The organism is Mycobacterium sp. Aquia_213 (genome assembly GCF_026625985.1).
Taxonomy (GTDB): domain Bacteria; phylum Actinomycetota; class Actinomycetes; order Mycobacteriales; family Mycobacteriaceae; genus Mycobacterium.
The window spans coordinates 3,658,645-3,675,510 of the sequence record NZ_CP113116.1; the positions used below are offsets into that span (position 1 = coordinate 3,658,645).

19 protein-coding genes are annotated in these 16,866 nt (G+C 67.1%); 5 read left to right on the forward strand and 14 right to left on the reverse strand.

Annotated elements, in window-relative coordinates; translation table 11 throughout:
• Positions 1 to 3 precede the first annotated feature (3 nt).
• Positions 4 to 882: a pyridoxal 5'-phosphate synthase lyase subunit PdxS gene (gene pdxS / locus LMQ14_RS16975; protein ID WP_420714690.1), complete on the reverse strand. Its 879-nt coding sequence runs from the start codon at positions 880 to 882 to the stop codon at positions 4 to 6.
• 266 nt (positions 883 to 1,148) lie between these two features.
• Here pdxS and LMQ14_RS16980 point away from each other — a divergent pair, with 266 nt between their 5' ends.
• Entirely contained in the window at positions 1,149 to 2,237 is a 1,089-nt protein-coding gene (locus tag LMQ14_RS16980) for a PPE family protein (protein ID WP_267730714.1), read from the forward strand.
• A 13-nt stretch (positions 2,238 to 2,250) separates the two neighbouring features.
• Positions 2,251 to 3,450: a PE-PPE domain-containing protein gene (locus tag LMQ14_RS16990; RefSeq protein WP_324291063.1), complete on the forward strand. Its 1,200-nt coding sequence runs from the start codon at positions 2,251 to 2,253 to the stop codon at positions 3,448 to 3,450.
• Between the two features lies 1 nt (position 3,451).
• Here the strand turns inward: LMQ14_RS16990 and LMQ14_RS16995 are convergent, their stop codons facing one another.
• Genes LMQ14_RS16995 through thrS form a run of 6 tightly spaced genes read right to left on the reverse strand, consistent with a single transcriptional unit; the run spans position 3,452 to position 9,856 of the window.
• A complete protein-coding gene (locus LMQ14_RS16995; protein ID WP_267730715.1) occupies positions 3,452 to 4,492 on the reverse strand; it encodes an NUDIX hydrolase in 1,041 nt (346 codons plus the stop codon).
• Positions 4,492 to 5,616, reverse strand: a complete 1,125-nt coding sequence (locus tag LMQ14_RS17000; RefSeq protein ID WP_267730716.1) for a glycosyltransferase family 4 protein — start codon at positions 5,614 to 5,616, stop codon at positions 4,492 to 4,494. Before LMQ14_RS17000 ends, LMQ14_RS16995 begins: the two co-directional genes overlap by 1 nt.
• Entirely contained in the window at positions 5,616 to 6,566 is a 951-nt protein-coding gene (locus LMQ14_RS17005) for a phosphatidylinositol mannoside acyltransferase (RefSeq protein WP_267730717.1), read from the reverse strand. The genes LMQ14_RS17000 and LMQ14_RS17005 overlap by 1 nt, the downstream gene beginning before the upstream one ends.
• On the reverse strand, positions 6,563 to 7,228 hold the full coding sequence (pgsA, locus tag LMQ14_RS17010) for a phosphatidylinositol phosphate synthase (RefSeq protein WP_267730718.1): 666 nt from the start codon (positions 7,226 to 7,228) through the stop codon (positions 6,563 to 6,565). The genes LMQ14_RS17005 and pgsA overlap by 4 nt, the downstream gene beginning before the upstream one ends.
• On the reverse strand, positions 7,225 to 7,797 hold the full coding sequence (locus LMQ14_RS17015; RefSeq protein ID WP_267730719.1) for an HIT family protein: 573 nt from the start codon (positions 7,795 to 7,797) through the stop codon (positions 7,225 to 7,227). The genes pgsA and LMQ14_RS17015 overlap by 4 nt, the downstream gene beginning before the upstream one ends.
• Complete coding sequence (thrS, locus tag LMQ14_RS17020) at positions 7,790 to 9,856, reverse strand: threonine--tRNA ligase (protein WP_267730720.1); 2,067 nt, start codon at positions 9,854 to 9,856, stop codon at positions 7,790 to 7,792. Before thrS ends, LMQ14_RS17015 begins: the two co-directional genes overlap by 8 nt.
• A 339-nt stretch (positions 9,857 to 10,195) precedes the next feature.
• Here thrS and LMQ14_RS17025 point away from each other — a divergent pair, with 339 nt between their 5' ends.
• On the forward strand, positions 10,196 to 11,050 hold the full coding sequence (locus LMQ14_RS17025; protein ID WP_267730721.1) for an alpha/beta fold hydrolase: 855 nt from the start codon (positions 10,196 to 10,198) through the stop codon (positions 11,048 to 11,050).
• A 9-nt stretch (positions 11,051 to 11,059) separates the two neighbouring features.
• On the opposite strand, the gene LMQ14_RS17030 is transcribed toward LMQ14_RS17025, so the two are convergent.
• A complete protein-coding gene (locus LMQ14_RS17030) occupies positions 11,060 to 11,686 on the reverse strand; it encodes a PaaI family thioesterase (protein ID WP_267735562.1) in 627 nt (208 codons plus the stop codon).
• Between the two features lie 21 nt (positions 11,687 to 11,707).
• Entirely contained in the window at positions 11,708 to 12,610 is a 903-nt protein-coding gene (locus LMQ14_RS17035) for an aldo/keto reductase (RefSeq protein WP_267730722.1), read from the reverse strand.
• 38 nt (positions 12,611 to 12,648) lie between these two features.
• Here LMQ14_RS17035 and LMQ14_RS17040 point away from each other — a divergent pair, with 38 nt between their 5' ends.
• Positions 12,649 to 13,149, forward strand: a complete 501-nt coding sequence (locus tag LMQ14_RS17040) for a DUF1990 family protein (protein WP_267730723.1) — start codon at positions 12,649 to 12,651, stop codon at positions 13,147 to 13,149.
• A gap of 3 nt (positions 13,150 to 13,152) precedes the next feature.
• Here LMQ14_RS17040 and LMQ14_RS17045 read toward each other — a convergent pair whose 3' ends face one another.
• Genes LMQ14_RS17045 through fdxA form a run of 5 tightly spaced genes read right to left on the reverse strand, consistent with a single transcriptional unit; the run spans position 13,153 to position 15,940 of the window.
• On the reverse strand, positions 13,153 to 14,094 hold the full coding sequence (locus tag LMQ14_RS17045; protein WP_267730724.1) for an NAD(P)H-dependent flavin oxidoreductase: 942 nt from the start codon (positions 14,092 to 14,094) through the stop codon (positions 13,153 to 13,155).
• 5 nt (positions 14,095 to 14,099) lie between these two features.
• Positions 14,100 to 14,447 (reverse strand): cupin domain-containing protein, encoded by a 348-nt coding sequence (locus tag LMQ14_RS17050; RefSeq protein WP_267730725.1) that lies wholly within the window; start codon positions 14,445 to 14,447, stop codon positions 14,100 to 14,102.
• A gap of 40 nt (positions 14,448 to 14,487) precedes the next feature.
• On the reverse strand, positions 14,488 to 14,901 hold the full coding sequence (locus tag LMQ14_RS17055) for a hypothetical protein (RefSeq protein WP_420714691.1): 414 nt from the start codon (positions 14,899 to 14,901) through the stop codon (positions 14,488 to 14,490).
• Between the two features lie 14 nt (positions 14,902 to 14,915).
• Positions 14,916 to 15,587, reverse strand: a complete 672-nt coding sequence (locus LMQ14_RS17060; RefSeq protein WP_267730727.1) for a helix-turn-helix transcriptional regulator — start codon at positions 15,585 to 15,587, stop codon at positions 14,916 to 14,918.
• A complete protein-coding gene (gene fdxA, locus LMQ14_RS17065) occupies positions 15,584 to 15,940 on the reverse strand; it encodes a ferredoxin (RefSeq protein ID WP_267730728.1) in 357 nt (118 codons plus the stop codon). The genes LMQ14_RS17060 and fdxA overlap by 4 nt, the downstream gene beginning before the upstream one ends.
• 54 nt (positions 15,941 to 15,994) lie before the next feature.
• Here fdxA and LMQ14_RS17070 point away from each other — a divergent pair, with 54 nt between their 5' ends.
• Positions 15,995 to 16,789, forward strand: coding sequence for a class I SAM-dependent methyltransferase (locus LMQ14_RS17070; protein ID WP_267730729.1), 795 nt, complete (start codon positions 15,995 to 15,997; stop codon positions 16,787 to 16,789).
• The last annotated feature ends 77 nt before the right edge of the window (positions 16,790 to 16,866 follow it).

Here is a 16,866-nt window from a genome sequence, read left to right on the forward strand (position 1 = left end):
GGTTTACCAGCCGCGCTCGGCCAGGCGGTGCGGCTCCGCGATCTGCTCGACGTTGATGCCCACCATCGCCTCGCCCAGGCCACGAGAAACCTTGGCCAGCACGTCCGGATCGTCGAAGAAGGTGGTGGCCTTGACGATCGCGGCGGCGCGCTGCGCGGGATCACCGGACTTGAAGATGCCCGAGCCCACGAACACACCCTCGGCGCCGAGTTGCATCATCATGGCCGCATCGGCCGGAGTCGCGATCCCGCCTGCGGTGAACAGAGTGACCGGAAGCTTGCCCGCCCGGGCCACCTCGACCACGAGCTCGTAGGGCGCTTGCAATTCCTTTGCCGCAACGAACAATTCGTCTTGCGCCAAGGACGTCAGGCGACGGATCTCACCACCGATGGCGCGCATGTGCGTGGTCGCGTTGGACACGTCACCGGTGCCGGCTTCGCCCTTGGACCGGATCATGGCCGCGCCCTCGTTGATGCGCCGCAGTGCCTCACCGAGATTGGTCGCCCCGCACACGAACGGGACGGTGAACTTCCACTTGTCGATGTGGTGGGTGTAGTCGGCGGGGGTGAGCACCTCGGATTCGTCGACGTAATCCACGCCGAGGCTCTGCAGAATCTGCGCCTCGACGAAATGCCCGATGCGCGCCTTGGCCATCACCGGAATGGTGACCGCGGCGATGATGCCCTCGATCATGTCCGGGTCGCTCATCCGCGACACCCCGCCCTGAGCGCGGATGTCGGCGGGTACTCGCTCCAGCGCCATGACCGCGACAGCGCCGGCGCCCTCCGCGATGCGGGCCTGCTCCGGGGTGACGACGTCCATAATGACGCCGCCCTTGAGCATCTCGGCCATGCCGCGCTTGACGCGCGCCGTTCCCGTCACTGCCTGGCTCGACTGTGCGCCGCTGTCCACTAGCCCCTTCTCTCCTCGAACCATCGCGCTTCCACTCTAGTGGTGAGTGACAACCGAGTTTTCCCGCCGTTTCCGATCAGTGTTCGACAGCTGTTCAATTGGTGGGTGCGGCGACAGCCACATTGTGCTACATATTGCGACAGCTATTTGCGCAGGCCGTAGCAGCTGGTGCGAATCAAAGGGGTGCCATCCCTGGTCACACCGGCAGTGGCGGTGGGCCGAGAAGAGGCTCGGATATGTTGCCGGATTTCGTGCTATTGCCGCCGGAAATCAATTCCGCGCGCATGTATGCCGGACCGCGCTCGGGAACTATCTGGGCAGCGGCGGCGGCCTGGGACGCATTGGCCGCTCAGCTGGCGGCAACGGCAAGCGCCTTCCAGTCGACGGTGTCGACGCTGACCGGCGGGGCGTGGCAGGGTCCGGCGTCGATGACGATGGCCTCGGCGGCCGCCCCGTATGTGCAGTGGTTGACCGGCACGTCGGCAAAGGCAGAGCTGGTGGCCGTCCAGGCCCGGGTATCGGCGGGTGCGTTCGAAACGGCGTTCACCGCCACGGTGCCCCCCGAGGTCGTCGCGGCCAATCGCGCCCTGCTGATGACGCTGATCGCGACCAACATCCTGGGGCAGAACACCGCGGCGATCGCGGCGACCGAGGCCGAGTACACCGAAATGTGGGCCCAGGATGTGGCGGCCATGACGGGCTACGACGCCGGCACCACCGCGGCCCAGGCCGGATGGACACCGTTCAGCGAGCCGCCGCTGACCCTGACGAGCCTGCCCACCCCGACGTACACGTCGTTCCTCGAGCAGCTGATCAACTCCGTGGTCAATTCGCTGGCCCAGCAGCTGACGAACCCGATGTCGCAGCTGCAGATGCTCTCGACGCCCGCCCAGTTCGCGATGCAACCCATGCAAATGGCGATGGGCCAGCTCATGTCCGGCGCCAATCCCCTGATGAGCGCTGCCGCCGGCGTCCCGGCGATCGATCCGGTGCTGGCGTCCACGGTCAGTCCGGGGGTGGGCGGTGGCGCGAGCGCGGCGCAGCTCACCGGCAGCGTGGCCTCGGCAGGTATGGGCCGGGCCGCCACGATTGGGCCGTTGTCGGTGCCCGCAACCTGGGCCAATGCCACGCCGGCCGCGCCCCAGGTTCCCGCCGCGACCGGGGTGGCTGGGGTGGCCGGGGCCGCGGCGGGCCCGGTATCGGCGAGTGTGGCCGCAACGTCGCCGCTGCCCTCGATGAACGTGCCCGGGCGATTGATGAGTGCCGTCACTCCGGCGGTCGCCGCGTCCCGCAAGGGTCTGGTGCCCCGCCCGGTGCTGGACTAGCCAGGGCCGCCCGATGGCATACGTGATCACCGACCCCGACGCGATGGCCACGGCAGCCGACGAGTTGCAGAACATCGGTGCGTCGCTCGAAGCGACGAACGCGGCCGCGGCGGCTCCGACGACGGGAGTGCTAGCGCCGGCTACGGATTCGGTATCGGTGCGCACCGCGGCATTCCTGGACGCGCAGGCGGCGCAGTATCAGGCGCTCAGCCAGCAGGCGGAACTGTTCCACAGCCAGTTCGTGCAGACCCTGATCGCCGCGAAGAACGCCTATGCCGAAACCGAGGTGTCCAACGCGGCCGCCATGCAGTCGACGTCGGGCCAAAACATCGCGCTGATCATGGGCGGCACCGGGAACCCGTCACCGGATCTCAACTACATGACGTCCATCGAACAGGCCTACCTCGCCCAGAACTACTCCGGCTACACCCTGATGAGTCTGCAAACGCCCGAACAGTTTTGGCCGGTGACCGGCATCAATGACGTCACCTTCGGCAGGTCTGTCTACCAAGGCTTCGCGATACTGAACAACGCGATACTCGAGCAAACCAATCTCGGCAATCACGTTGTCGTGGTTGGGTATTCGCAGAGCGCGACGATAGCGAGCCTGGAAATGCGCTATCTGCAGGCACTTCCGGCCATCCTACAGCCGCGTTCGGACTTACTGAACTTCATGTTGCTGGCCAACCCGAACAATCCGATGGGCGGCATTCTGACGCACTTCATCCCCGGCTTCGGTACGTTTAACTGGCCGACACCGCTCACGACGTCCTATGCGACCTCGATTTTCACCTTGCAATACGACGCCGTCGCCGACTTCCCGATGCACCCGTTATGGCTTCCGTCGGACGTCAACGCGCTGTTCGGCTTCCTGAACCTGCACGGCACTGTGCCGTACCTGCCCGCGGCACAAGTCGCCAATGCCATCCCGAGCCAGATCGGCAACCTGAGCTTCTACTTCATGCCGACCGCGCAGCTACCGCTGCTGGATCCGCTGCGGATGCTGCCCATCCTGGGAAATCCGTTGGCCGACTTGCTGCAGCCGTTCCTCAAGCCGATCGTCGACCTGGGCTACGCGCCCGGGTTCCTGCCGGCGCTCAACCCGGTCAGTGTTGCCGGCTACGTCAGTCAGGGTGCCGCGGCCGGAATCACGAACCCGCTGGTTGCCGGACTACCACCGCTGGCCTCCAACGCCATCGCGAGCGGGTTCTAACTCAGCGGATGGACTGCAGCTGGGGCAACCGGCCGGGTGCGTCGTTGTCGGCCACCGCGATCGCGTCGCCAAGCAGTTCGGACAACTGGCGCGGGTACACGGTCTGTCCCGCGGCCACCAACTCGGCGATGTCGTTGGCGTCGCACCAGCGGTGACAGTGGATGTAGCGACGTTCCAGCTCGGTTCGGCCCGTGCAGACCGGCTCGAAGCGCGTAGCGCGCCGCACGAAGAAGAACTCCTCGCTGTCGATCAGGGCGCCGTTGAATTCGAAGACCTCGTCGCGTCGCCAGATCGGCCCGAGCATCTCGGCCGCTGCCACCTGTAAACCGGTCTCTTCGGCCAACTCTCGCGCGGCGGCCACGGCCAACCGTTCGCCCGGGCGCACCTCCCCACCGACGGTGAACCACCACCGCGGCGCCGATTCCTCGATCGCCGGATCCGAGCCGCAGAGCAACAGGACCGCGCCGGTCTCATCGAGCAACACCACCCGCGCCGAGGTCCGGTGTTTGGGCACCCCATGACCGGTGTACGCCAACGCGTGCGGTCGCTCAACGATCTCGAAATAGCTTGGCAGCGCGGCTGTTCCGCCAAGCCGAAGGGCGCGCACCGGGCGCCGTGCGCCCAGCGCGAGGGTGTCGCGGACCGCGTCGTTGTGGAATCGGCGGGCCAGCAACACCCGGGCCTCGGCGTCGGACCACTCGGCGATGAGACCGGCCGGCAGCGCCGCCGGGTCGACCATCGCCAGTGCCGCCGACAGCTCGTTTTCGGCGTTCTCCCGGGATTGACGGGGCGCCCGCTCGGCGGCGTCGGCCAAAGCGGCCAGCCGTCGGCCTTCGGCGGAGCCACCGTAAGCGTCGATCGCCACGGCACGCGCGACGACCGCACGCCGCGCCAGCGCGCTGTCGAGGGCCTGCCAGGACAGGTCGTAGCGAATGTTCAGTCGGTTCAGTCGGTGCGCTGTCTGCAGCGCCCAGACGCCGACCGCCGCCAATACGAGGATCAGCACGATCAGCAGGGTGATGACGAGAAGCGGCCAAGCCATCAGCCGGCCACCTTGACCTTGACGCCCGAGCCGGCGACCGTCTCGTACACCCGCATGATCTGGCTGGCCACCACCGGCCAGTCGTAGCGGGCGACCGCTTCGCGGGCCGCGGCCACGTAACGTTCACGCAGCGCGTCGTTTTCGAGCATCTCGATCAGCCCGTCGGCCAGTCCGACGGCATCGCCGACCGGCACCAGCCGTCCGGCGTCGCCGTCGCGCAGCACGCGGCGGAACGCATCCAGGTCGCTGGCCACCACCGGCGTACCCGCGGCCATCGCCTCCACCAGGACGATGCCGAAACTCTCGCCGCCGATGTTGGGCGCGCAGTAGACGTCCGCACTGCGCATCGCCGACGCCTTTCCGGCATCGTCAACCTGACCGAGGAAGCACATATGCTTCGCCAAAGATCCTGCTTCCGAACGCAATTCATCCTTGTCACCGTGGCCGACGATCAGCACCTGCAGGTCCGGAAAGCGTTCCACCACCCGCGGTAACGCCTCGAGCAGCACCTCCATGCCCTTGCGCGACTCGTCGAAGCGGCCCAAGAACAGCACCGTCTTGCCGGGCCGCGGATACCCGTCGAACCGGGGCGCCGAGGCCAGTGCGGCGACGTCGACCCCGTTGGGTATCTCGACCGCGTCGGTCCCGAGCGCCTCCATTTGCCAGCGCCGGGCCAGGTCGGACACCGCGATGCGGCCGACGATCTTTTCTTGCATGGGCCGCAGCAGGCCTTGAAAGACCGACAGCGTCAGCGATTTGGTGGTCGAGGTGTGAAAGGTGGCCACGATCGGGCCTTCGGCGATGTTCAGGGCCAGCATCGACAGGCTCGGCGCGTTGGGTTCGTGCAGGTGCAGGACGTCGAAAGCGCCTTCGGCAAGCCACTTCTTGACCTTGCGGTGGGTCGCCGGGCCGAACCGGAGCCGGGCCACCGAGCCGTTGTAAGGAATCGCGACGGCCTTGCCGGCGGAGACGACGTACTCGGGCAGCACGGCGTGCGGCGACGCCGGAGCCAGCACACTGACCTCATGCCCTTGGTCGCGCAACACCTCGGCCAGCTGCAAGACGTGCGACTGCACCCCGCCCGGCACGTCGAACGAGTAGGGACAGACCATCCCGATCCGCATCAGGCTTCCTTCAGCCAGGTGCGTCTGTCCTCGGAGAGGTCGGCCAGCCACTGCGGCTGCAGCATGTGCCAATCCTCGGGGTGGGCGGCGATGTTCTTGGTGAAATGATCGGCCAGCAACTGGGTGACGGTTCTGACATCCCCGCTGGAACAGTCCAGCGGCGGGGAAATGGAGACGGGCCAGCCGTCCGGCTCGTTCCAGCAATGCGCCGCGCACAGCGCCGCCCCGGTTTCGATCGCGAGCTTCGCCGGCCCGGCCGGCATCCGGGTGGGTTCGCCGAAGAAATCGACTTCGACACCGGTGCGGGTGAGATCGCGCTCGGCCATCAGGCACACCACCCGGTTGGCTCGCAGCCGCTCGCACAACACCTCGAAGGGGGGCCGGTCGCCGCCGGACAACGGCAGCACTTCAAAGCCGAGGCTTTCCCGATAGGCGATGAAACGCCGGTACAGCGACTCGGGTTTGAGTCGTTCCGCGACAGTGGTGAAGGTGCCGCGGGTCTGCGCCAGCCACACCCCGGCCATGTCCCAGTTGCCGCTGTGCGGAAGGGCGAGCACCACTCCCCGGCCCGCGGCCAAGGCCGCGTCGATATTGTCGGCCCCCCGGAACGTCTCGTCGATCCGACGTGCCAGCACCCGGTGGTCCATCGTCGGCAGCCGGAAAGCCTCGCGCCAGTAGCGGCCGTAGGACGCCAGCGAGGCCCGCATCAGCGTGTCCGGCACCTGCGCGGGCGACACCCCGATGACCCTGGCCAGGTTCTTGCGCAGCTGGTCAGGGCCGCCGTTGCGCGCCGCGTAGCGGGCGCCGGCGTCGAATACGTTGCGCGCGGCGAACTCCGGTACCGTTCGCACCGCCATCCAGCCGGCGGCATAGGCCCAGTCACTCGCGGTCCTGGTCAACAGGTCGCGCGGCGCCGTGAGGGCCTTCAGGCCGGCTGGAGTGGAGATCACGGCGTGCCCGCTTCGCTGCTGCCCGGACTGGGCGGTAAGGGTTCGGCCGCGCCGGGCGACGTCCGCACCCTGTGCAACCGCTGCAGGCAGGTGACCACGCTGGCCGCCGCCAGCACCCACATCGCCACCGGCAGCGCCGGCGGCCAGGCGATGAACGGAAAGTCCGACACACCGGCGCCACCCAGCACGATGATCAGCCGCTCCGGTCGTTCGATGATGCCGCCGTCACCGCACAGCCCGCTGGCCTCGGCCCGGGCCTTGATATAGGAGATCACCTGGGAGGTGACCAGGCAGATCAATGTCGCTGCCGCCAGCGGTTTGTCGTGCAGGCCAAAGACAATCCACCACAGCAGCCCGCCGAACACCGCGCCGTCGCTGATGCGGTCGCATGACGCGTCCAGCACCGCACCGAAGCGGGTGCCACCGCCCCGCTCCCGCGCCATCGCGCCGTCGAGCATGTCGAATACCGCGAAGAACCAGACCACGCATGCGCCGGCGAACAGCTTGCCCATCGGGAAGAGCGTCAGCGCCCCCGCCACCGAGGCAACGGTGCCCAGGACGGTGACCGCATCCGGGGTGAGACCGATTCGCAGCGCCGCCCTGGCTGCCGGAGTGGTGAGCCGGGCGAACGCGGCCCGAGACAGGAAGGGCGCCTTACTCACGACTGTTTAGCCCACTCCGTCGCGAGCAGCTGACGCGTTTCACGCAGCAACTGCGGGATCACCTTCGCGCCGCCGACGATCGTGATGAAGTTTGCGTCTCCGCCCCAGCGCGGCACCACATGCACATGCAAATGTTCGGCCAGCGACCCGCCCGCCGATGTCCCCAAATTCAGGCCGACGTTGAAGCCGTGCGGCCGCGACACGTTCTTGATCACCCGAATCGCCTTCTGGATGAAGGCCATTAGCTCCGCACTCTCGGCGTCGGTCAGGTCTTCGATCTCAGACAGCCGCCGGTAGGGCACCACCATCAGGTGCCCGGGGTTGTACGGGTAGAGGTTGAGCACGGCGTAGACGAGTTCACCGCGCGCGACCACCAAACCCTCTTCGTCGGGCAGTTGCGGAATGTCGGTGAACGGCTCCTCGGCTTTGCCGTTGTCGCGCTTCGTCGGCGCCTCGGCCAGATACGTCATCCGGTACGGGGTCCACAACCGCTGCAGGTGGTCAGCCTCGCCGACACCCCTGTCGAGAATGGTGTCCTCGCCGCGATCGGCGCTGTCCTGCTCACCCACCGCCGGCTACCTTCACCAGTTCTTGTGTGGGAGCGGCGTTCTCGCGGTCCGCGATCCACTTCACGATGGTATCGATCGCAGCGTCGAGCGGCACGCCGTTGATCTGGCTGCGGTCACCGAAGCGAAAGCTGATCGCCCCGCCCTCGACGTCGCGGTCACCGGCCAGCAACATGAACGGGACGTGCTGGTTGGTGTGGTTCACGATCTTCTTGGCCATCCGGTCGTCGCTGGTGTCGACCTCGACCCGGACACCTCGCGACCTCAGTTGCGCGGCAACATCTTTCAGGTAACCCGCGTGTTCGTCCGCGACCGGGATGCCGACCACCTGAACCGGCGCCAGCCACGCCGGAAAGGCCCCGGCATAGTGCTCGGTGAGAATGCCGAAGAACCGCTCGATGGACCCGAACAGCGCCCGGTGGATGAGCACCGGCCGCTGCCGGGTGCCGTCGGACGCGGTGTATTCCAGCTCGAATCGGTCCGGCATGTTGAAGTCGAGCTGAATGGTCGACATCTGCCAGCTGCGCCCCAGCGCATCCTTGACCTGCACCGAGATCTTCGGGCCGTAGAACGCCGCACCACCGGGGTCGGGAACGAAATGCAACCCGGAAGCCAAGGCGACCTCCCGCAGGACTTCGGTGGCCTCGTCCCACATCTCGTCGGAGCCGGAGTACTTCTCCGGGTCTTTGGTGGACAACTCCAGGTAGAAGTCGTTGAGCCCGTAGTCGGCCAGCAAGTCGAGCACGAACCGCAGCAGCGAGGTCAGCTCGTCACGCATCTGCTCTCGCGTGCAGTAGATGTGGGCGTCGTCCTGAGTCATGCCGCGCACCCGGGTCAGCCCATGTACCACGCCCGACTTCTCGTAGCGGTACACGCTGCCGAACTCGAAGAGCCGCAACGGAAGCTCGCGGTAGGAGCGGCCGCGTGACCGATAGATCAGGTGGTGCATCGGGCAGTTCATCGGCTTGAGGTAGTAGTCCTGCCCGGGCTTGCGCACCGTCCCGTCCGCGTTGAACTCCGCATCCAGGTGCATCGGCGGGTACATGCCGTCGGCGTACCACTCGAGGTGACCCGACGTGATGTACAGCTGCTCCTTGGTGATGTGCGGGGTGTTGACGAACTCGTACCCGGCCTCGATGTGCTTGCGCCGCGAGTACTCTTCCAGCTCGCGGCGGATGATGCCGCCCTTGGGGTGGAAAACCGCCAGGCCGGAACCGATTTCGTCGGGGAAGCTGAACAGGTCCAGCTCGACGCCCAGCTTGCGATGGTCGCGCCGCTGCGCCTCCTCGAGCAGCTCCAGGTGCTTGTCGAGCGCCTCCTGCGACTCCCAGGCGGTGCCGTAGATGCGCTGCAGGCTGGCGTTGCTCTGGTCGCCGCGCCAGTAGGCGGCCGAACTGCGGGTGAGCTTGAACGCCGGGATGTGCTTGGTGGTCGGAATATGCGGACCGCGACACAGGTCACCCCAGACCCGTTCGCGGGTACGGGGATTGAGGTTGTCATAGGCGGTGAGTTCGTCGCCGCCGACCTCCATTATCTCGGCCATCGTGTCGGTTCCGATGGACTTGTCGTCGACGAGTTCGAGCTTGTAGGGCTCGCTGGCCAGTTCCTGGCGCGCCGCATCCTTGGATTCGTAGACCCGCCGGTCGAAGAGCTGGCCGTCCTTGACGATCTGGCGCATCCGCTTTTCCAGCTTGGCCAGGTCTTCTGGAGTGAACGGCTCCGCCACGTCGAAGTCGTAGTAGAAGCCGTCCGCGATGGGCGGCCCGATGCCCAATTTGGCCTGCGGGAACAGGTTTTGTACGGCCTGGGCCAGCACGTGTGCGGCCGAATGCCGGATGACGCTGCGGCCCTCGTCGGTGTTGGCCGCGACCGGGACCACCTCGGCGTCGGTGTCGGGCGCCCAGCTCAGGTCGCGCAGCTTGCCGTCGGCGTCGCGCACCACCACGATCGCGTCGGGGGTACCCCGGCGCGGCAACCCCGCCTCCCCGACCGCCGCGGCCGCGGTAGTCCCGGCAGGAACCCGGATGGGGGCTGCTGGGACGGACTGTGCGGAGGCGCTCATCGGGTTGGTCTCCAGGGTTTCTGCGGGAATAGATCAGTGATTAATCGATGCCATGCTATCGGGGCGCGCCCCGACAGGCCCAAGCCGTTACGGCACCGGACTTTCCCGCCGGCACGCATGATCGCTCGGCCGACCCCGCCCCGCGGCGATCCGATCGAACCCCTGCCACCACTTCGCGTTGCCCGGACGCCATCTTGGTGTGCGCTGGCAGTCACCTTCTGTTCATCTAAGTAGGTTGCCCGGCAACGGTATTCGGCCGACCTTGTCCCCCAATCGGTGACGCAATTCCAACCCATTGGCGGATTCCGCGCCGGGCTCGGTCTTCCTAGCCTTATCGCCATGGCCACCGCCAGCGTCACCAGGTCTGTCGATCCTCGGCAGGGAGTTTCGATCGCGTACCAGATCAGCCCCGGTCCGTGCGCTGACTGTTCGGAATGGCTGGTGCTGGTCCACGGCACCTTGCAATCCAAGGCCGTGTGGGAGCGCTTCGGATATATCGATGAGCTGACCCGGCATTTCAACGTCGTGACCATCGATGTGCTGGGCCACGGACAAAGCAGCAAGCCGCATTTTTCGGCGCTCTACGACACGACGTTTCTCGCGCTCGACATTTGTGCGGTGTTGGACGATATCGCGATCCAGTCCGCCCACTACATCGGATACTCGCTGGGCGGCAGAATCGGCTTGGCGATGGCGATGCTTCATCCGGAACGGATTCGTTCGCTGGTAGTCGTCGGATCGTCGCATTACCCTCAGCACGACCTCGTTGACAGGTTCTTCTGCCGTGGCGCGATCGAAATCCTCGAGACCGACGGAATGCGTGCCTTCGTTGCTCAATGGCAAGAGGCACACGATTTCGTACTGAGCGCCAAAAGCCTCGACCGCTTGGCCGGTCACGATCCCCTGGCACTCGCCGCCTACCTGCGCTCCTGCCAGTCGGAGTCGGGCATCGACCAGCACCAACTGTCGGCGATCAAGATTCCCACGCTCATCTGCGTCGGCACCGACGACACTTTTCGTTTCGACGAATCAGTCGAACTGGCGAAACTCATTCCCGGCGCGGAGTTTTACGCACTCGCGGGCAAAGACCACGGTCAAACGATAACGGCGGGCGCGCCCGAACTTCTCGCACAACTGACCATGTTCTTCGGTGCGCGATACGCCGATGTCGAGGCCACCGGATGGGCCGCCTGAGCTGACCCCCTAGGGCTGGCCGGGTTTGAGTTTCACGAACAACGCATCGGCTTCGGCCAGCAGCGTGTCGCCGTCGGTCAACCTGCCCGACACAAAGATTTTGCGGCCGTCGGCCTGGTCGATGCCGGCGTCGAACTGCAGCTCTTTTTCGATCGGCACGATATTGCGGTAGTTGATCTTCAGGTAAGCGGTGCGCTGACGGGGGCTGCCGGTGAGCACCGACGCGGTCAGGCCGAGCACGGTGTCGAACAGCATGCCCAGCGACCCGCCGTGCACGGCGCCGTTGCGGCCCAGGTGAAACCGCCCGAAGCGGGCCGTGCCCTCGATACGCCCGTCCTCGGTCTTGCGGGACGACAACGGCACGGTGAGGATATTGCCGCGCACCGGCAGGTCCATCCGCCGGCCCGACGGCGACGCCCATTCGTCGGCGTCGTACGGGCTCAGCAGCGCGGACAGCTTCTCCAGTGTGTCCGCGGCCTCGCTGATGACCTCGTCGGGCGCGTCGACGGCACGCGCGTGGTCTTGCAACTTGCGCACGGCGTCGATGAACCGGCCGTAGTCGGGCCCGCCCTGAGTCGTCGGTACGGGTGGATTGAATCCCCCGCCGGGGTGTTTCTGATGCTCGACGGCCACCAGAACACCGTATTGGGTGCCCTGCTACTGCGCTCCGGCAGCCGCCAGGGTCTCGAACTCGTCGTCGCTGAGCGTGATCTCGGCGGCGGCCACGTTCTCCTCCAGGTGCGCCACCTTCGACGTGCCCGGAATCGGCAACATCACCGGCGAGCGCTTCAGCAGCCAGGCCAGGGCCAGCTGCGACGGTGACGCGTGGTGGTCGTCGGCGATCCGTTTCAGCGGGCCGTCGGCAGCGGCCAGCGGCCCGGCCGCCAGCGGGAAGTACGGGATGAAGCCGACACCCTGTTCGGTCGCGGCGTCGAGTAGCGGTTCGGCCCGGCGGACCGTCAGGTTGTACATGTTCTGCACCGACACGATCTGGGTGATCGTCTGCGCCTCGTTCAGCTGATCGACGTTGACCTCGGACAGCCCGATGTGGCGGATCTTGCCCTCGTCCTTCAGCTTGGCCAGCTCGCCCACCTGGTCGGCCAGCGGCCACTTGGGGTCCACCCGGTGCAGCTGCAACAGGTCGATGGTCTCCACACCCAGGCGGCGCAGGCTCATCTCAACTTCCTGCCGCAGGTAGGCCGGGAAACCCATCTCGATCCAGACATCCGGGCCCGTCCGCAAAAAGCCGGCCTTGGTCGCGATCACCAGGTCGTCGTAGGGATACAGCGCCTCGCGGATGATCTCCTCGGAGATGTAGGGGCCGTAGGAGTCCGCGGTGTCGAAGAGGTCCACGCCCAGCTCGACGGCGCGGCGCAACACCCGGATGCATTCGTCGCGATCGGCGGGTGGGCCCCAGACGCCCTTACCGACGATGCGCATCGCCCCGAACCCGAGGCGGTTGACGGTCAAATCGCCGCCGAAAGTGAACGTTCCGGACGCTTCGGCAACAGTTTTCGAGTTTTGTGCAGTCACGCATCCGACCGTACGCTCCAAGCGCATTCGCGCATTCGCGCATCCCGGCGTGGCAAGCTGGCCGGGTGGACCTTGCAGCACTCGAGGAACTACCGCTGACATACCGGGAGGTCGGTGCGACCGCGTCGGGTGAGCAGCCCGCCGGATATCACCATCAACACGTCGAGCGTCAGATCGGCACCGGCAGACCGCGATTCGAGCAGGCCGCCGACGCCGTACTGCACTGGGGCATGCAGCGCGGGTCCGGCCTACGCGTACAGGCCAGCTCCGAGGTCGTCGTGCTCGACGCGGTGGTCGTGGTGCGGCTAGGTTTTCTGCCGGCGCCGTGCCGAGTCGTCTACCTGGTCGACGAGCCCGACCTCCGCGGGTTCGGCTACGGCACCCTGCCCGGCCACCCGGAGTGCGGCGAGGAACGCTTCGTGGTGCGCCGGGACCCGGCGACCGACGCGGTGTTCGCCGAGGTGTCGGCGTTCTCCCGGCCCGCGACGTGGTGGAGCAAGGCCGGCGGACCGGTGGTGAAGATCGGCCAGCGCGTCATCGCCAAGCGCTACCTGCGTGCGGTCTGACCGCTACGCCCCCCAGCCGGCCAGCAGCCGGCGCGCGCCGGTGCACATCGCGTCGATGACCTCGGCGACCGACGCGTCGTCGCGGATCATGCCGACGCCCTGACCGGCGTCGACCGGGGCGATGCTGCGGTCGTCGGCGTCGATCGCGGCGGCCAGCTCGTCACAGGCCGGCGCATCGAGCGTGTCCTCCTTACCGGTCCACCGTGCGACGAAGTCATTGCTCAGCACGCGCGACGGGAATCGCGCCGGCCACGGCAGGCCCTTGGCGACATCGAACGCCCGGGTGACCGCGGTGTCGGTCGACCGGGCCGCGATCAGCGCCTCGCGGCTGCCATCGCCGGTCAGCGCCTCCGGACACGCCGCCAGGCGCGTGCCCACCCAGGCGCCGCTGGCCCCGGCGGCCAGCACCGCGGCCAGGCTGCGCGCCGAGGCGATACCGCCACCGGCGAGCACGGGCACCGACACGGCGTCCAACACGTCGTCGAGCAACGGCAGCGTGCCGAGCTTGGTATCGCCGTGCCCGCCGCCCTCGGAACCGCGCGCGACCAAGATGTCGATGCCCGCGTCCACCGCCTGACGGGCGCCGAGTGAGTCGTAAACCTGTGTGACAGTGGCGATTCCGGCGTTGTGCGCGTGAGCGACCCACGACCAGTCGGTGCCGAAGCTGACCGACAGCAGGACGGGCCGCGCCGCCAGGGCGTCATCGAGCAGGCCCGCCTCGGTGCGCATCACCCAGTCCACCAGGCCGATTCCGAACGTGCCGTCGACGTGTTGCAACTGGGCCGCCAGCAGCTCCCTGGTCGCGACGCTGCCCATGCCGACCATGCCCAGACCACCGGCGGCGCTGACCGCCGCGGCCAGCCGGCCACCCGCGACGCCGCCCATCGGGGCGTTGACGATGGGCACCCGCAGGCCGAGCTGCGTTGACCAGGGCGTGGACAACATGTCAGCTAGTGCGCCGCACCGGGCTGGCTTTTCAGCACGGTCAGCATCACCACCGAATCCTGCACCGCGTGCAGGGCATGGCGCCGCGGCGGAATCGCGATATGGTCGCCGGTTTTGCCGTCCCAGGAGTCCTCGCCGGCCGTCAGGCGCACGTGACCCTGCAGCACCTGCAACGTCGCCTCGCCGGGGCTGTCGTGTTCGGACAGGTCGTGGTCGGCGAGCAAGGCGAGCACGGTCTGCCGGAGTTCGTGGTCGTGGCCGCCGTGGATGGTGTGTGCGGCCCGTCCGCTGTGCGACTGCCGGGCTTCGGCCAGTTTTTCGGTGGCCAGGCTGGTCAGTGAGATCGATTCCATTGGTGCGTCCCCTTGGTGTGACGGTGGGCTATCCGTGGTTTCAAGCGGTCAATAGGAGTATCCCCGCCACGATCAACGCCACGACCTTGACCACCTCTAAACCGACGTAGGCGTAGTGGGCGCGGGACCGGGGCGCATCCAGCCCGGCGAGCACTTGGTCCGAGCGTTGGGTCAGCTTGGGGCGCACGGCGATCAACTGGATCGCCAGCATGGCGTACGCGACGGCAAACGCGACGCCGATCCGCATCGGCATCGGGCCGTCCACCACGACCGCCAGGGTGACGATGGCGAACGCGACCTCGACGGTGTTGAGCGCGCGAAAGACCAGGCGTCCGATACCGAGCCCGATCTGCAACGTGACGTTCGGCGCCCGGAATTTCAGCGGTGCTTCCAGGAACGAGATCGCCAGCACCATGCCGAGCCAGACGAAGGTGACCGCCACGGCGACTGCCATTTCGGTGCTCACAGCTAGGCCTCCTGCAACTCGAGATGTGCGATACACAGATCGGGTTCGACGAACGCGTCGAGACGCTCGACGGCGACCGGGGCACCCCAGGTTTCCAGGGCGCCCTGCATGAGCCCAAGGTGCACGGGACAGACGACGGCAGTGCGGTTTTCGGCGAGCTCCAGGAACGGGCAGTGCCGCAGGCCGACCTGTTGCTCCCCGTCTGCTCGCCGGCGCTCCGGTGCGAAGCCAAGCTGATCGAGCACGTCGACCAGGTGGCCGATGGCCTTGTCCGGGCTCGGCGCATCCGCCGACGATCCCGCACCCCAATCCAGCTGGCGCCCCCACGCCCGCCCGGCGGCCAGCGCCTTGGCGGCGGGATCCGTATCGGACGCGAACGCCATCGTCAGAATCTCGGCCAGCAACCGGTAGTGCCGCGTGCCGCCGCGATCCATCTGCCGGACCGCCCGGAACATCAGGGGCGGACGCCCCGGACCCTTGCGGCCCGGCTCAACCCGTTCCACCCGGTCGTCGCCGACCAGGCTGTCGAGGTGGAAGCGAACGGTGTTGGGATGCACGCCCAGCACGTCGGCGATCGCGACGATGGTCATCGGCTCCCGGGACGTTCGCAGTATCCGCAGTACCTCACGACGGCGACTCGCGGACTCCCCCGTTGACGTGGCGATGCTTCTCACGCTCCTTCGGAAACGTCGGCTTTCGGCTCGGCGGCGACCAGCGGCGCATCGACGCCGAGTGCACCCAGCTTCGCCGCTCCGCCCGGTGACCCCAGCGGGGCGTCGCGCCCCGGCAGGGTTTCGGAGAAAAACGCCTCATTGTCGGCCAGGTGCGGCTGCAGCGCGTCGGGCAGGTCGTCCTCGTAGTAGATCGCCTCGACCGGGCATACCGGCTCGCAGGCGCCGCAGTCCACGCATTCGTCGGGATGGATGTACAGCGCCCGGGCACCCTCGTAGATGCAATCCACCGGGCATTCGTCCACACATGCCCGATCCATCACATCGATGCAGGGCTTTCCGATAACGTACGTCATGCGCTAGAGTTTACACAATCACGATTGTGAAAACTAGGAAGGACGGGAAAGGCCATGGCTCCCATGTCAAGTCGCGCCGACGACAGCGTTGCGGGCCACTGGCTGCTGGCGCGGCTGGGGAAACGCGTCCTTCGCCCCGGCGGCGTCGGGCTCACCCGCACGATGCTGGCCGGCGCCGAGGTGACCGACGCCGATGTGCTCGAGCTGGCGCCGGGCCTCGGCCGCACCGCCGCCGAGATCCTCGCCCGGACGCCCCGGTCGTACGTGGGCGCCGAACAGGACCCCGAGGCGGCCGAGACGGTTCGTGGCGTGATCGCCGGGGCCGGGTCCGGGACGGTCCGGGTCGCCGATGCCGCGGACACAGGATTACCCGACGCCAGTCGCGACGTCGTGATCGGCGAGGCGATGCTGACGATGCAGGGCGATGCCACCAAACACGCCATCGTCGCCGAGGCCGCGCGCGTGCTGCGTCCCGGCGGCCGCTACGCGATCCACGAACTCGCACTGACCCCCGACAACGTCTCCGAGGAGATCAGCACGGAGATCCGCCAGTCGCTTGCCCGCGCGATCAAGGTGAACGCGCGGCCGCTGACCATCGCCGAATGGTCAGGGTTGTTGTCGGATCACGGCCTGGTCATCGACCGCGTCGTGACCGCGCCGATGGCGCTGTTGCAACCGCGGCGGATCATCGCCGACGAGGGGCTTTTCGGCGCGCTGCGGTTTGCCAGAAACCTGCTCCTCAATCCGGACGCCCGCAACCGGGTGCTGACGATGCGCGCCACGTTCCGCGAGCATCGCGAGCGACTGACCGCTGTCGCGATTGTCGCCCGCAAGCCGGACGACGAGTAAGGTCGATTGCTGCGGACGCCGCATTCGACGCCGGCGTTGAACTTAATCGACATTATCGTTGGTTTTAATCAGCAATT